The sequence below is a fragment of the Flavobacterium oncorhynchi genome (assembly GCF_002217355.1).
Taxonomy (GTDB): domain Bacteria; phylum Bacteroidota; class Bacteroidia; order Flavobacteriales; family Flavobacteriaceae; genus Flavobacterium; species Flavobacterium oncorhynchi.
Genome location: NZ_MUHA01000017.1, coordinates 90,471 through 105,769 on the forward strand (window position 1 = coordinate 90,471; position 15,299 = coordinate 105,769).

The window sequence follows — 15,299 nt, forward strand, 5'->3', positions numbered from 1 at the left end:
TAAATGATTCGTTATATACTATTCTTGCTTTTTTCGACTATTTCTTTTTCTCAAACTAAAAGCTTTATAGGTGTGGTTTCTGACGACATAAATAAACCATTAGAATCAGCAAATGTAATTGCTAAGCCATTACAGGAAAAAGCAAGTCTCAAATTTTCTATTTCAGATAGCAAAGGGCGTTACCGTTTAGAACTCGATAAAGAGGTGAGGTATGAGATTACGGTTTCTTATATTGGGTTTGTAGAAGAAGTACTTATATTAGAACCTGAATCGGATAAAATGTCTCATGATTTTAAATTAAAAACCACTGGCGAAAATCTTAAAGAAATTGTGATTAAACATGATTTTAAACCAATTATAGTAAAAAAAGACACCTTGATTTTTGATGTGAAGGCTTTCTCAAATGGGAGTGAACGCAAAATGAAAGAAATATTGGAAAAATTACCAGGTGTAGAAGTAGATAAAAATGGGACAGTAACAGTACAAGGAAAAAAGGTAACGAAAATGCTAGTGGAAGGGAAATCTTTTTTTGGTGGTGGATCGAAATTAGCAGTAGAGAATATTCCAGCAGACGCACTCGATAAAATTGAAGTAATTGATAATTTTAATGAGGTAGGATTTATGAAGCAAGTTTCAGATAGTGACGATCTTGCTATGAATGTAAAGTTAAAGGAAGATAAGAAAAAATTTGTTTTTGGTGATGTACAGGCAAGTGCAGAAGTGGGTACTGAGGATAATGGTTTTTATTTGGCACATGCCGCTTTGTTTTATTATGCTCCAAAGACCAATATTAGTTTCATTGGAGATGCCAATAATATAGGTAAAAGTACTTTTACTTTTGATGATTTAATGCGTTTTGGAGGAGGCTTTAGTAGTTTTCTTTCAGGAAGAAAAGCACTAACTAATTTGCGTACTTTTTCTAATGATAATATAGATGTAGTTCAAAGCAAATCACAATTTAGCGCCTTTAATTTTAGTCATGATTTCTCACCAAAATTTACTTTGTCCGGATTCGGAATATTTTCTAAAGTTTTTACGGTTTCGAGGATAGATAATACTATTGAATATCTGAATAACAATAGTACAGTTGATTATGAAAATAAAACAAGAAACGTAGATAATACTGCTGTTTTAGGAATAGGAAATGTAAAACTAGACTATTCTCCCACAACTAAAGAAAAATGGTATTATAACGGCCAATATCAGTCGAGTACTAATGATTTGACAAGTGTTTTGAATTCTGTAACAGATTTAGGTTCAAGTATTTTTGAAACAATCAATAAAGCTGACAATGCATCAGTAAAACAATACATGGAATGGCATAAAAGTTACAATGAGCACCACACAACGACCTTTGTAGTCAATCAGGCTTATGATAAAATTACTCCCACAAATAATTGGTTTACAAATGAACCTTTTTTGCAGGGATTAATACCATTAATTGAAGATGAAAGTTATATTATTAATCAAGTAAAAAGATCAGAGGTAAATAGTATTGATGCTCTTTTTAAACACTATTGGATTATTAATAATTTTAATCATTTGTATACTAATATTGGTAATAATTTTGAAAAGTCTAATTTTAAAACTTCCGAAAAACAAATTTTAACGGATGGTTCCATTAATGATTTTGCAACAGCTGGTTTTGGAAATAATATTAGTTATAAATTAAATGATGCGTATGTTGGTCTAGAGTATAAATTTAAGATAGGAAAATGGGTAAATAAGCCTGGGGTTTATTTACATTGGTATCAGTTAAATACAATTCAAAATGATGGCAATTATAATGTTTCAAAAGTATTGTTTCAGCCACAATGGAATAGTGATTATGAGTTTAATAAGTCAGAGACTTTAAGTTTTGCTTATAAATTAGAAAATAAATTTCCAGACGTAAATCAATTGGCAAATAAGTATACTCTTGAATTTTACAATGCAGTCTATAAAGGTAATGCACTATTAGGAAACGAAAAGTATCATTCTGCGAGCTTGCGTTATTCAAAAATGAACACATACAGAGGGATTATTTGGAACGGAATGCTAAATTATTCTAAGAAAGTAAAAGTGATTCGAAATGAAACTCAATTGGATGGGATAGATCAATTTAATACTCCAATTTTAACTGATAATCCAGAAACGAATATTGGTTTTAATGGTTTTGTCTCTAAAAGAATCTATCGATTTAATTTGAAATTAAATACGAGGTTATCAAGGTTTACTTACTCACAAACTTTAAATGATGTTACCACAAATAATAAAAGGAATAATCAAGATATTGGTTTGATTTTTAAAACTGCATATAAAAAATGGCCAGATTTTAGTATTGGTTACAGCAAAGGCTTTAGTGATTTTTCAGGTTTAACAATATCTAAATATGAAACAGATGCCATAACAACTGCACTTGAAGTTACCTTTTTTAAATTTTGGAAGTATAAGATTGATTATGAGTATTTAAAAAACACAAATAATGCCAAGCAGTCTAATTTTTACGATATCGCGAATACATCACTTTTTTATCAAAAGAAAAATAAACCATTAGGTTTTGAATTATCAGTTAATAATTTGTTCGATATTAAAAAGAAAAATAGCTACTCATTTTCGGACTATATGATTAGTGAACAAAATACATATATTCTGCCTCGAGCTATTTTATTTTCGATAAACTATAAGCTTTAGTGAAACCATTCCTGTTACAAATGTACTAGTCAAAATTAATTTAAAGTTTTCCAGATTTAGTTCTTTACTAAGTTCTTCCATCTTTAGTTCGTTTTATTTTAATTTTTAATAAAATAGACTATCTCAGTTTTAAGCTATATATTATTAATAGTTATTAAAGTAGCCCGCACAATTTCCGATTTAGATAATTCAGAAAATATAATTTCACAGCATATAGCCGAGGCGATTCAATATCGAAGTTTGGATCGTGATGGATGGTTGGGGTAATTGACTTTAGATTGTAATACTTTGTACAGAAAACTTTGTCAAAGTTCTGCGTAATCTTGTCATTCCGAGGAACGAGGGATCTTCATCAGAAACTCGACAACAGTGCGTGCCCAGCGTGTGTGATTTCTCTTTCCTCGAAATGATAAAATTTAATATAATTCAATAAAATCCTCTATATGTATTTCCTCCAAAAAAACAGCATCGTGAGAAACTACAATTAAAGTTCCTTTGTATTCATTAATTGCAGCCGTCAAAATTTCGATATTTTGAATATCAAGATTGTTTGTAGGTTCATCCAAAATAATGATATCTGGAGCTTGATCATTAATCGTTAAACAACAAAGCATCAAACGCATTTTTTCACCTCCGCTTAAAGCCGAGCTGGATTTATTCCAATCATTTTGTAAAAACAGAAACTTGTTCAGTTTCATTTTTATATCATGTTCCTGTAAACCCGAAACATTAAATTTTTGAGCCTGTTCATAAACCGAAATTCCATTTTCGATAAGTGAATAATCTTGATCGATATAAATAATTTTCGAATCGGCTTTGTAAATTGTTCCTATTTTGGGATGCAATTCACCCATGATTATTTTAATCAAAGTTGTTTTTCCAGAGCCATTTAAACCTTTCAGCGCCACACGCTCACCACTTAGAATTTGGAAACTGAGCGGTTCTTTCCATAGCAAATGATCTTCGTAACTGTGGTTAATAGCAGCTGCAGAAAAAAGTGTTTTGCCTTTATGCAAATCTGTTTTGGCAAAGCCAAATTTCATTTGATCAATATCAGGTAAAGAGGATCGTAATTCCTGTAATTCGTTTGATATTCCACTAATCTTTTCAGCATGAATACCTTTCGTTTTAGCGGTACTGTTTTCGGCATTGTTGCGCAAAGTATTCATCATAATTCGAGAAACTCCAGCTTTCTTTTGCTTCTTTTCACCGCGGGAATCAAGTTTGTTTTGACGTTCGAGCGTTTCTCGTTCTTTCTCTTTTGCTTTGCGTAAAGCTTTTTCTTTACCCTGAATATCTTGGCTTAAAGCATTGTTTTCAATACGTTTTTGTTCAGTATAAAAATCGTAGTTACCGCCATAAATCGTAATTCCGTATTTTGATAATTCGTAAACCGAATGCAATAAATTAAGCAGTTTTCGATCATGACTTACAACAATCAAAGTTGAAGAAGTACTTTTTAGAAAATTGTATAGCAATTCTCTTCCCGAAACATCTAAATGATTACTTGGCTCGTCAAGTAAAACAAGTTCAGGCTGATGAATTGAAATTCCGGCTAGAAAAACTTTTGTTTTTTGTCCGCCGCTTAGTGTTTCCAATTTTTGATTCCAATTTAAATCCTGCAATTGCCAATATTGCAGTGCTTCATTACAGCGATCTTCAATTGTCCAGTCGTCGTTTAAAGTGCTGAGATTTTCTTCGGAAACATTTCCGTTAAGAATTTCCTGAAGCGCATTCATTTTATCTTCAACCTGTAAAGCCTGAGCAATACTAAGATGATTAAACTGTCCGAATATTTGCGGCAGATAATATGGCTTAGAATCGGTTTTTAATATTCCGTCAGCAGGTTGTAATTCACCTGCAATAATTTTTAATAATGTCGATTTTCCAACGCCGTTGCTTCCTATTAAAGCAATTTTTTCGCGAGGATTAACGGTAAAAGTGATTTTATCAAACAGCAAATCTTTGTTTGAATGCAGGTATGAGATATTTTGTAAAATAACCATAATTTCTTTCTTTAAGGAATAAACAAATGAGCAAGCCTTTTGAGGCTTACCTTAAAATTGTCCGAAAGAAATTTTTAATCACATAGAGTTTGTGCGGTTTATTTAGTGTGGCAAAGATATAAAAAATATTTTTTAAGATTTGAATTCCAGATTATTCAAATTTTAAATTGGCATTTTTAGACATTAGATAGGAAGTGAGTTTTTTTATTTTTCCGTTTTCCATTTCAAAAACATCACAAAAAACGGCATCCAGTTTGTTACCGTTTTTCATGTTTCCTTGAACAGCACCTTCGGCAATCACGATATTATTTTCTTCGATTAATTTTATAATCTGAATCGTTGGACTGCCAATAAAATTGTCATTTTCAATTTCTTTATCAAAAGCTTCTTTACCCACATGCCGGTATATTCCAGGCATTTCCCAAACTACATCATCAGTCAGACAGGCAAGAATTCTTTGATGGTCGCTTACCATAAAAGCAGCCATATATTCGTTTATGGTTTGTTTATTTGATGTCATGATTCGTAAAATGATAAATGAATAGAAATCTAAATTTACAACTTTTTAGAAATATTCCAGAAACTCATTTTTCTTCGTGTAACAAAGCCTAGTTTTTCATAGAGTTTTATGGCTCCAAGATTAGTTTCGACAACGTGTAAAAACGGAATTTTGCCTTCATCAAAAATATTGTTTACAACATGCGAAGTCAGTTGTTTGGCGTAACCTTTTCCGGTATGATCTGGATGTGTTATAATGGCGCTGACTTCGGTAAAATTATTCATTTTCATTCTTTCGCCGGCAATTGATATTAACTTTCCACTGGAGAGAATTCCGTAATAACTGCCTAATAAAAATGTATTGGTTTTAAAATATCCGGGTTGAACCAAATTTACCAATTCAAATAATTCTTCTTTATGTTCTTCGGTAAGTTTAATGATTTCATTATCAAATGTTATTTGAATTTTCTCACGAACAATCATTTGAAGACAAACGAGTTCCTTGGCAATTTTTAAAGTGTCACCAATTTTAGGCTTTTTGCCAACAATAAAGAAATTTTCGCATAATGAAGCATATTTGCGTGCTGATTCTAGAGTGTTCTCAAGTTCCAAAAATCCTCCAAACGGACAATAATCAGGATTATAAAACTTGGTTCCGTTATACTCTAAAGCAAATTTTTGATGACTTTCAGATAATGAATTCCAAACGGGATTGTCTAATTTGCTTTCTTCAGTAATTTTCATTTTTATTATTTGCTTTGGGGATAAAAGAATTTAAAAGAATTTGAAACGGCAGGATGTAAAATTGTACCGTGATTCTCCTCTGGGAAATAATCAAAATAGACTTTTATATTTTTGCTCTGAGATGCTTTTATTTTTTCTGCCAATAGATTAGCGTCAACTTCCATGACACGCGGAATTTCTGTAGGCGTAAGTCCTTCTTTGCCTACTGCAATATAAATCTCTGTTTTCTGTTTGAAATTTTCCGAAAGAATTTCTGGATTCTGATTTAAAATAGAACCATTATTCCACCATAAACTCGGACTTACGATTACGTATTTATTAAATAGTAATGGTTTTTTGAATAAGATTTCTGTTTCCAGTAACCCTCCAAGAGATTGTCCGATAATGGTTTTGGAATGGTTGGTTTTGTATTTTTTATCAATAAAAGGCTGTAATTCTTTTTCGATAAAAGCAATAAATTTATCCGAATGCCCCGTTGTTGGAAATCGGTTTTTATCATTTTGAACAGTTGTAGGAAAAGTAAAATCTCTTCTTCGATCTAAGGTTGCAATACCTACAACAATCGATTTTGGAACTTGATTGATCCATTCAAAACTATTAAATTGTACTAAACCTGAGATATGGATAAAATCTTCATCTGCAGAGCCATCCAATAAATAAATTACAGGATATTTCGTGGTGTCTTTTGTTGTGTAGCCTTCAGGAAGATAAATGTTTAAAATTCGATTTTCGCCTAATTCTTTCGATTGTATTTCATCAATAACCCCAAGTACAAATGGTTTGCTGGCGTCTGTCGATTTTGATTTGGTATTCTGGCTGAAAATAGAAATTGAAAAAAGGAATAAGAGGATTGAAGTAGAGAAATTGTTCATTGTTTAAAGGAAATAGTATAAAGACGAAAGTTACGATTTTATTTTTTGAAGCTTTCGTCTTTATACTATTTTAATGACTTTTTTTATTTTTTTGCAAAAATTTCATCCAAGCCTTCAAGAGCAATTGTGAAACCTTCTTTGAAGCCCATTTCGATAATCTTTTCTAGATCAGATAATTTATCGTGTTTAATGGCAATATCTACAATTGTTGAATTTCCTTGCTCAGAAAAGTTAACGGTCCAGTCAGAACGTGGGAAATCTGCGTTTAAGTTTCCTTCGTTATCACTAAAAGCATCTAGATATTTAAAATTAGTTTTAGGCGTTATCGATATAAAATCGGCTATTGCCCAGTGTTCTTCGCCTTCTGGTCCTACCATAGCATAAAGTCTACGGCCGCCTTCTTTAAATTCCATGCTTTTTGTTCTGGCTTTCCAAGGAGCTGGCGCCCACCATTGATCTAGGATTTCTGGTTCTGTCCATGCCGACCACACATTTGCTAGAGAAGCATTAAACTCACGTTTTACATTTACGGTGCTATTTTCTTTGTCTACAGTAAAATTCATTAATAGATTAGATTTCATTTTCTTTAGATTTTAGATTTATTACTATTTTTTGACTCTGTTTTTATTTTTGTGTTTCAAAGATTTTGTCCAAACTTTGCATAGTGGCTGTAATTCCTTCTTTGAACCCCATTTCGATTATTTTTTCTAATTCCTCCAAGCTATCTCGTTTAATTGCAATATCAACAACCGTCAGATTCCCTTTTTCAGAAAACGTTAAATCCCAATATGAGCTTCCAAAAGCTGAATTTGGATTTCCATCAGCATCACAAAAGGCAGCTGAATATTTAAAGTTTGTTTTTGGAGAGATAGAAGTATAATCAAAAGAACTCCATCGTTCTTCGCCTTCCATACCAACCATAGCATACAGTCTTCGTCCGCCTTCTTTAAAATCCATACTTTTTGTTTTCGATTTAAATGGAGCGGGCGCCCACCATTGATCTAAAATTTCGGGCTCGGTCCATGCCGACCAAACGTTTGATAAAGGAGCATTAAATTCACGTTTTATGTTTACCGTTTTGTTTTCTTTATCTACAGTAAAACTCATTGCTAAATTAGATTCCATTTTCTTTAGATTTTAAGTTCATTAATACTTGATCTAATTGACTGAAACGGCTTTCCCATATTTGTTTAAATTGTTCAAGCCATTGATCAATTTCTTTCATTTTGTCAATTTTGAGTTGATAATAAATTTCTCTTCCCATCTTAGTTTCATTCAACAATTCGCATTCGTTAAGAATTTTAATGTGTTTAGAAACTGCTTGTCTTGTTGTATTAAATTGTTCTGCAATTGCATTGGGTGTTAATGCATTAGAAGCAATTAAAACCAGAATTGCTCTTCGGGTTGGGTCAGCAATGGCTTGAAAAATATCTCGTTTCATTTTTTAATTATTTAAATAAGCAACTAATCAGTTGCAAATATACGCAACTTTTTGGTTGCGCAATATGAATTTTGACTTTTTTTTACCTCACAACTACAAAATATAGTAAAACAGAGCAGAATGAAATGCTGTAAAACAAGCAGAGGCTCACTGTATTAAGTGAGCCTCTGCTTAAATCTAAATGTAATGTTTTTGTAAATCTATAAAATTATTCTTGCTGAATCCATTTGTATTTTCCGTTTTCCAAATAAATTATTCCACCGCCGCAGCTTTCTTCGGCGTGAATAAATATTCCGTCATTTAGCAGTTTTATTTTGTCTTCTTCTTTGATTTCTTCATCTGCAAGTATATCGCCATTTTCGCCTACGTTATCCCAGTACAATTCATTTTTGGGTGCTTTTTCAAATATTCCAGCCCAGTCGATCTCATCAAAACCTTGATCCAAAATGTCATTTCCCATGCCAAAATAATCGGTTTTATTTCCGTGCCCGAAAATGATTCTCAAACCGCTTTTTCCATTTTTAGTGCTTCTTACAATTTCAACAGTTTCATTTAAACCATCTCCATCAAGATCACATAAAATTTTATTTGTCTTATGTTTTTTTGATAATACGATTGTATCAGCAGTATTTTTGATTTCTGTTTTTTCCGTTTTTTGAAGTGTATCTTTTTTCGTAGTTACAGTTGAGTCAGCCGGTTGTTTATCTTCTTTTTTGCAAGAGATAAAAAGGAGTGTGGCGATAATTAAAATTCTAAATTTCATATTTTGTTTTTTAACTACTTCTATTTTAAGTTAAATGGGATTATTATCTGAATTTATTTCGAACAATAATATCTTTAATTTTTGCTTTTAAATCTTCGCCCGTATCATAAACCATTTGTTCGTTGTTAGGAAAAGGAACTGCGCGTTTTGTAAAATAACTAATATAGTTATCGTCGCAGGCATTTCTGTCGCCTTTGTAAGTCGAGTAAATATTCTCAAAGAAATATTCGCTGGTTACAGGAAATGATTGAAGTAATTGATTTGTTCTTACATCAACATAATCTACAACTGCAGTAACTTGACAAGACTTAAATTGTCTAAATTCGTAAACATTTGCGCGAAGCATTCTGTAATTATCCACTTTTATTTCCTTGCCCAAACTGTCTTTTACAGGTCTCCCTCGACTGTCTAAAAGTGTTTTCATACCATCTTTAATCTGTCTTTCCTTTATAAATTCTTTCTCCTTAATTTGTTCTGGTGAAATATTTATTTGTCTAAAATTGATTATTAAGCTGTAATCGTAAGTAACATTTTTTTGTCGGGCGCTGTGGTAAACGGTCCATTTATCATTTAGTCCGTACGTTTTAAAATCCAATAAATCGTCTTGAAGCATTTTCGGAATCACCATATTGGTTTGATTTTTAGCATAAACATCTACAAAATCAGTTCCTTTAAACAGTGCGTCTTCCATTAGTTTTTTAGCATTCTTATAGTTTGGACTAATGTTTTCTAAATACGTTAAATCGTCATAGGCTTTTCTATAATCAAGTTTATTGTTTGATTTTAAAAGAGTCAAAGCATTTTCGTATAAATATCTGGTAAGAGCAATTTTACTGCTTATAATTTGGTTTGAATAGTTATCAAAAGAAAAAGAAGCATTTTTTCCCTGTTTTAATAACGGAAGAGGTAATAACGGTCTTATTTTTTCCTGACGGTTATTCAATTGTAAATAGGTATTGTAAACACGTTCAGCATTTGTAGGAGTAGCTTCTTTAATCATTAAATCAAGATCACGAAGATCTCTTTCTTTGGCTTTTGCAAAAGCTTCTTCTAGTAAATACACATAATCTTGTTTTCCTTTTGAATCTTTTTTTGTTCTCAAAGCTTCAACTGCGCGATCAATAGCACCGTCATAATTACCATCGCTTATTAAAGCCTGAGTTGTTTTTACGCCGCACGATGATAGAATTAGAAAGAATATAGAGAATAATAAAGTAGTTTTTTGCATAGTATTTTTTTGAAAGTGCAAATATATTTCATTTAATTTTCAACAACCATGCCTTTTTTTAATTTATTTTAAGGAGCAGAGCTTTATGTTTTTACAAGAACTTTTAGTCCCGCTTTCGCCTTTATCTCTGTGAAGATATTGGCTAAAATGAAGTTCAACGAACAAAAATTAAAATATATCTTTAGTGAAGTAATCGGGACTAGATTAGGACGTTTGTTGTTTTACAAGAAATAAAAGTTTTTATGTATTTTTTGACGGTTTTATTTACCCGCCATATGAAGTGCAATTCGATTTCCTTCGCAGTCTTTAAATTCTGCAACCCAGCCAAATTCTCCATTTGATGTTACTGGAAATAAAATTTCGGCGCCATTTTTTACCGCTAAATCTAAAGTTTCATTGATATTATTTGTTGCAAAATATATCAGCGTTCCATTTATTGTAGGATTGTATATTTCGCCTTGTGCCAATGCTCCCGAAATTCCGCTTTCGTTTTCTGAAACAGGAAAAAAAGCCATTTCGTTTCCATGAATAACATCTCGTTCAAAATCAAAATTAAATACAGCCGAATAAAATTGTATTGCTCTTTCGATATCGAGTACCGGAATTTCAAAATAAACAACTGGATTTGATTTGTTTGTCATGATTTTCTAATTTTTATCTGATACACAATTTCCCAAAAAATAATAGATAAAAGAGCATTTGTAAATATGGCTGTTTTAACTAAGTAAGGATCATAATTTGAAAGCAAATGTAAATTGGCAAACTGCACTGCTAAAAATAATGCTAATGCGGCAATGGCAATAGAACAAATTATGTTTAGCAGTGGTTTCCATTTTAATCCTAAAAAAGCATAAATACAATTTAAAACCGCAAAACCGCAGCCCATAGTTATATAAGGATCCGTTTTTAATATTTCGCCAAGTGATAGAAAAAAATGAGTTGAGGTAAGGTATAAAAAGAATAAAATGGAATAAAGCAGAATTCGTATTTGTAGTTTCATTTTTGTTGTTTTTTAGCGAGTAAAATTAATCATTTAAAATGAAGCTTTGATTAGGATTTTATTGTAAAAGTGTCTCTATTTTAGTTTCGGACTTTTCTTTTAGCGGACTGTCTGAATGCAAACTCCAAATAACTAGAAATTTTCCTTTTGCGAGATATTCTTCAGGATGTTCTTTAGTTGGCTGACCGTCTTTTCCCCATAATAATCCTTGCAGAAAACGATCGCCTTTAAAAACGTGTTCAAATTCAAAGTACAGTATAGAACCGCGATCTGTTTTGCTTTTAAAACTCTGAATAGTTTTACTTTTTACAGTTCCAACAATATTGCTGTAGGTTTCTATATCATTGTAAAAAGTACAAGCTTGCGGTGTTACACAAATATTGCCGTCACTTAAAGTATAGGTTTTTGGAATTTCTTTTGGTTTTAGTTTTAAGTCTGTGATGGTTTGGCTGAATATATTGGTTGTAAGCAGTAGGGAAAATATTGATAAGGAAATCGTGATTTTCATGGATTTGGTGGTTTGATTTGTTTAGTTCTATTGAATTTTACTGCAGGAGTAAAATGGTTGTGTTATTCATCATCTTTGAGATACCTGCTGTCAAAATAAATCTTGTATTCCATTGTGTTTTTTTCTTTGTAAGGTTCTCCAGTTTTTTTGTCTTTCATTTCAATAAAAAAATCTTCGCTTAAAAAATCGACACAGCCATAAATATGTTTACGATCAGATTTATTGTTAGGTAATCTGTTGAGAACAAGTTTTGAAGTTCTTGTATAAACGAGTATTTCGCTTTTAGCATCTACCTGGTCTCTACTTGTAAAATAAGAGGGATAACCCCAAAATTTGCGCAATTTTATTTCTGCGGTTTTATTTGGAAATACTTTTGCAACGAAACCGTAAACCTGAAATCTACTGCCAAAACCACCTTTAATAATAAGTGTGTCATTTTCGTAATAATGATTGCACATAAAATCTTTTTTTGTAAAATCATTTTTTAGATGATCATAAAATATAGTGTCTTCGACCATGTTTTTTCCTCTATAAATTGTTCCATAAATCGAATCTATCGCATATTGTGATCCGTTGTTTGTTGTATTTATATTTTCAAGAGCCAACGCTTTTATTTTTGGGTCTAAAATTATTTTGATTGTTTTTTGAGAATAAATAAAACTTGCTGATAAGACAAAAAATAATGTGAGTAGATTTAATTTCATAGGTTTAAAGTTTGGATTGGAATTTTGGTTGTGCACAAAAAAAGCACAAAATAAAAAGATATTTGTGCTTTCATAAAATTTATTGTTGAGGAATTATTTTCCTTTTAGTAATTTTTCTAAATATTCGTTTTTGTCTTTTTCAGCCTTAATCAAACGTTCGTAAAGTTCTACAACTTTGTCAAGTGGGTTGAATGTGCAATTGTTTGGATTATTAAAAATTCCGTTTCCTGCTGTACTATTATCGTAAAAGTTATTAAAATAATTGAATACATTTTCTTCTGAAAAACTTTCAATAGTTTCTATCGAAACTCCTAATGCTTTTGCAATTTGAGCAAGTTTTTCGGGATCTATAGTTTCATTTGATTCAATTATGGAAATTGCTTTCTGACTTGCTCCAATAGCTTCTGCAAGTATTTCCTGCTTCATACCTCGAAGTTCCCTAATTCGGCTGATGTTTCTGCCGATATGTTTTGGTTTTGCTGTTGTGCTCATATTTCAAAGGTATTTAATTTTTTTGATTTTATTGAAGAGTAAATATATGATTTTTCTGAGGTGATTTGTTATTCGAAGTTTCAGTTTTCAAGTTTCGATTATCCACAATCTTGTCATTTCGACGAAGGAGAAATCTCCGCAAGTAGCTCCACAAAGATTAGAAACGTTAAATATAAATCAATTAAATAAGTAATTCCAGAAATCAAGATCAGGATTAATAGTTTTGATTAATTCAATTTTCTTTTCTCTTCGCCAGTCTTTTACTTCTTTTTCACGGGAAATTGCGTCTTGAATCCATGTAAATTTTTCAAAATATAGTAAGTATGTGGCATTATATTTTGACGTAAAACTTTTGTTTTTATTTGTATTGTTTTCTTTATGCTGGCTTAAGCGGATTCTTAAATTATTTGTTACTCCAGTATAGAAAACAGTTTTGTATTTATTGGTTAGTATGTATATTTAGTAAGTGTGATAGCCTTCTTGATGCATTTTTTTGATGCTAAAGATAAGATTTGTTTTAAGATTTTTCTTTCTTTTTTTTTATGTGATTTTGTTTTTAATCTTTGTGGAGCTACTTGCGAAGATTTCTCCTCCGTCGAAATGACAAACTGGGTGCTTACTTTGTGCGGGCTTCGACTTCGCTCAGCCTGACAATTATACTAAACAGAAAAATCTGCGAGAAACAAAAAAATCCCGTCTCAATTAAGAAACGGGATTAAATAGATATTCTCTTTTTTTTTTATTTTAAACTGTTGCAGCAATTTCTTGTGGCAACGGAATTTGATTTTTAAGTAAATCTTCAAATGTTTCAGCTTGGCGAATTAAGATTCCTTGTCCGTTCATCCATAAAACTTCGGCTGGTTTGTATCTTGAATTGTAGTTGGAAGACATTGAGAAACAATATGCTCCAGCATTTCTGAAAGATAAAATGTCACCTTCAGTAATTTCTTGAATTCTACGGTTGTTTGCAAAAGTATCTGTTTCGCAAATGTATCCTACAACTGAGTAAAAACGCTCTTTCCCTTTTGGGTTTGAGATGTTTTCGATATGGTGTGAAGATCCGTACAACATTGGACGAATTAAGTGGTTGAAACCACTGTCAACTCCAGCGAAAACTGTTGATGTTGTTTGTTTTACTACGTTTACTTTTACTAAGAAATGACCTGCTTCGCTCACCAAGAATTTTCCTGGTTCGAAAATCAACGTTAAATCTCTGCCGTATTCTGTACAGAAAGCGTTGAATCTTTTAGATAATTTTTTACCTAATTCTTCGATGTCTGTTTCGATATCGTCTTTTTTGTAAGGAACTTTGAATCCGCTTCCGAAATCTAAGAATTGTAATTCTTTGAAATGTTTTGCGGTATCAAATAAGATTTCAGCAGCATACAAGAATACTTCAATATCTAAAATATCAGATCCTGTGTGCATGTGAATACCCACAATGTGCATTTTTGTGTTTTCAACAATTCGCAAAATATGCGGAATCTGGTGAACAGAAATTCCGAATTTACTATCGATATGTCCAACTGAAATGTTAGCGTTTCCGCCCGCCATTACGTGTGGATTGATACGAATACATACTGGAATATGTGGATGTTTTGTTCCGAATTGCTCTAAAATAGATAAATTGTCGATATTGATTTGTACTCCCATTGCGGCAACTTCTTCGATTTCTTCAAGAGAAACGCCGTTTGGTGTAAAGAAAATCTTTTCGGGTTCATAGCCAGCATGAAGTCCTAACTGAACTTCCTGAATTGATACAGTATCTAAGCCAGACCCCATGTTCTTTAATAACTGAAGAATCGCAACGTTTGACAATGCCTTCATGGCATAATTAACTCTTAAGTTTTCTACCTTAGAGAAAGCTTTAGTTAACCTGTTGTACTGAGATTGGATTTTTTCGGCATCGTAAACATACAATGGACTTCCAAATTGGTCTGCTAACTGCAGTAAATCTTTTGCTTGCATTTTTCAAATTATTTTGAGCAAAGTTATTACACTTTTGATTACCAGCAAATAAATTGTAGAAAAATAACAAATTGTAACAAATTGTTTAATTTTGAACAAAAAGTTGCTTATTTTGAGTTTTTGTAACCTTTTCTGAGGTTGTAAGATTTTAGGATACTAATATAGTAAGTTTTTTAGCCACGAATTACACGAATTTTCACGAATTTATATTTTTTTTCGCAAAATGTGACAAAGCATAACCCGTGGTTTCAACCACGGGAAACGTTACGGATTGAGCGTTATCATATATTGCGTTCCTGTGGTTGAAACCACGGGCTATGTTTGAAATAGAAACCAGCCAAAAAATGAAAATTCGTGTAATTCGTGGCAAACAAAAAAATCCTTTAAATCTGTGAATCCCGA

Annotated in this window: 17 protein-coding genes and 1 pseudogene; 2 read left to right on the plus strand and 16 right to left on the minus strand. The window is 31.8% G+C overall.

Annotation, left to right across the window (positions count from 1 at the left end; translation table 11 throughout):
- The first annotated feature begins 3 nt into the window (after positions 1–3).
- Both B0A75_RS12520 and B0A75_RS12525 read left to right on the plus strand, forming a co-directional pair.
- Positions 4–2,673: a carboxypeptidase-like regulatory domain-containing protein gene (locus B0A75_RS12520; protein ID WP_089054608.1), complete on the plus strand. Its 2,670-nt coding sequence runs from the start codon at positions 4–6 to the stop codon at positions 2,671–2,673.
- 150 nt (positions 2,674–2,823) lie between these two features.
- Positions 2,824–2,940 (plus strand): annotated as a pseudogene (locus B0A75_RS12525) (magnesium chelatase subunit ChlI family protein); the annotation flags it as partial.
- A gap of 149 nt (positions 2,941–3,089) precedes the next feature.
- On the opposite strand, the gene B0A75_RS12530 reads toward B0A75_RS12525, so the two are convergent.
- The 16 genes from B0A75_RS12530 to lysA all read right to left on the minus strand — a co-directional run bounded on the left by B0A75_RS12530 (position 3,090) and on the right by lysA (position 14,897).
- Positions 3,090–4,679: an ABC-F family ATP-binding cassette domain-containing protein gene (locus B0A75_RS12530; protein ID WP_089054609.1), complete on the minus strand. Its 1,590-nt coding sequence runs from the start codon at positions 4,677–4,679 to the stop codon at positions 3,090–3,092.
- 151 nt (positions 4,680–4,830) lie between these two features.
- The gene (locus B0A75_RS12535) at positions 4,831–5,199 is read right to left on the minus strand and encodes a nuclear transport factor 2 family protein (protein ID WP_089054610.1); all 369 of its coding nucleotides are present in this window, start codon (positions 5,197–5,199) and stop codon (positions 4,831–4,833) included.
- Positions 5,200–5,234: 35 nt separating this feature from the next.
- Positions 5,235–5,921, minus strand: a complete 687-nt coding sequence (locus B0A75_RS12540) for a GNAT family N-acetyltransferase (RefSeq protein WP_089054611.1) — start codon at positions 5,919–5,921, stop codon at positions 5,235–5,237.
- Positions 5,922–5,926: 5 nt separating this feature from the next.
- Entirely contained in the window at positions 5,927–6,793 is an 867-nt protein-coding gene (locus B0A75_RS12545) for an alpha/beta hydrolase (protein ID WP_089054612.1), read from the minus strand.
- An 83-nt stretch (positions 6,794–6,876) separates the two neighbouring features.
- The gene (locus B0A75_RS12550; protein WP_089054613.1) at positions 6,877–7,374 is read right to left on the minus strand and encodes an SRPBCC family protein; all 498 of its coding nucleotides are present in this window, start codon (positions 7,372–7,374) and stop codon (positions 6,877–6,879) included.
- A 43-nt stretch (positions 7,375–7,417) separates the two neighbouring features.
- On the minus strand, positions 7,418–7,918 hold the full coding sequence (locus tag B0A75_RS12555; protein WP_089054614.1) for an SRPBCC family protein: 501 nt from the start codon (positions 7,916–7,918) through the stop codon (positions 7,418–7,420).
- The gene (locus B0A75_RS12560) at positions 7,908–8,234 is read right to left on the minus strand and encodes an ArsR/SmtB family transcription factor (protein ID WP_089054615.1); all 327 of its coding nucleotides are present in this window, start codon (positions 8,232–8,234) and stop codon (positions 7,908–7,910) included. The genes B0A75_RS12555 and B0A75_RS12560 overlap by 11 nt, the downstream gene beginning before the upstream one ends.
- 208 nt (positions 8,235–8,442) lie before the next feature.
- Positions 8,443–8,997, minus strand: a complete 555-nt coding sequence (locus B0A75_RS12565) for a hypothetical protein (protein WP_089054616.1) — start codon at positions 8,995–8,997, stop codon at positions 8,443–8,445.
- Positions 8,998–9,040: 43 nt separating this feature from the next.
- Positions 9,041–10,225, minus strand: coding sequence for a hypothetical protein (locus B0A75_RS12570; RefSeq protein WP_089054617.1), 1,185 nt, complete (start codon positions 10,223–10,225; stop codon positions 9,041–9,043).
- Positions 10,226–10,485: 260 nt separating this feature from the next.
- Entirely contained in the window at positions 10,486–10,866 is a 381-nt protein-coding gene (locus B0A75_RS12575; RefSeq protein ID WP_089054618.1) for a VOC family protein, read from the minus strand.
- On the minus strand, positions 10,863–11,225 hold the full coding sequence (locus B0A75_RS12580) for a hypothetical protein (protein ID WP_089054619.1): 363 nt from the start codon (positions 11,223–11,225) through the stop codon (positions 10,863–10,865). Before B0A75_RS12580 ends, B0A75_RS12575 begins: the two co-directional genes overlap by 4 nt.
- Before the next feature lie 58 nt (positions 11,226–11,283).
- On the minus strand, positions 11,284–11,733 hold the full coding sequence (locus tag B0A75_RS12585; RefSeq protein WP_089054620.1) for a hypothetical protein: 450 nt from the start codon (positions 11,731–11,733) through the stop codon (positions 11,284–11,286).
- A gap of 62 nt (positions 11,734–11,795) precedes the next feature.
- The gene (locus B0A75_RS12590) at positions 11,796–12,437 is read right to left on the minus strand and encodes a hypothetical protein (protein WP_089054621.1); all 642 of its coding nucleotides are present in this window, start codon (positions 12,435–12,437) and stop codon (positions 11,796–11,798) included.
- A 93-nt stretch (positions 12,438–12,530) separates the two neighbouring features.
- Entirely contained in the window at positions 12,531–12,929 is a 399-nt protein-coding gene (locus tag B0A75_RS12595; protein ID WP_089054622.1) for a helix-turn-helix domain-containing protein, read from the minus strand.
- Between the two features lie 177 nt (positions 12,930–13,106).
- On the minus strand, positions 13,107–13,388 hold the full coding sequence (locus B0A75_RS12600) for a GIY-YIG nuclease family protein (RefSeq protein ID WP_244284392.1): 282 nt from the start codon (positions 13,386–13,388) through the stop codon (positions 13,107–13,109).
- Between the two features lie 285 nt (positions 13,389–13,673).
- Entirely contained in the window at positions 13,674–14,897 is a 1,224-nt protein-coding gene (gene lysA, locus B0A75_RS12605; protein WP_089054623.1) for a diaminopimelate decarboxylase, read from the minus strand.
- Positions 14,898–15,299: the final 402 nt, after the last annotated feature.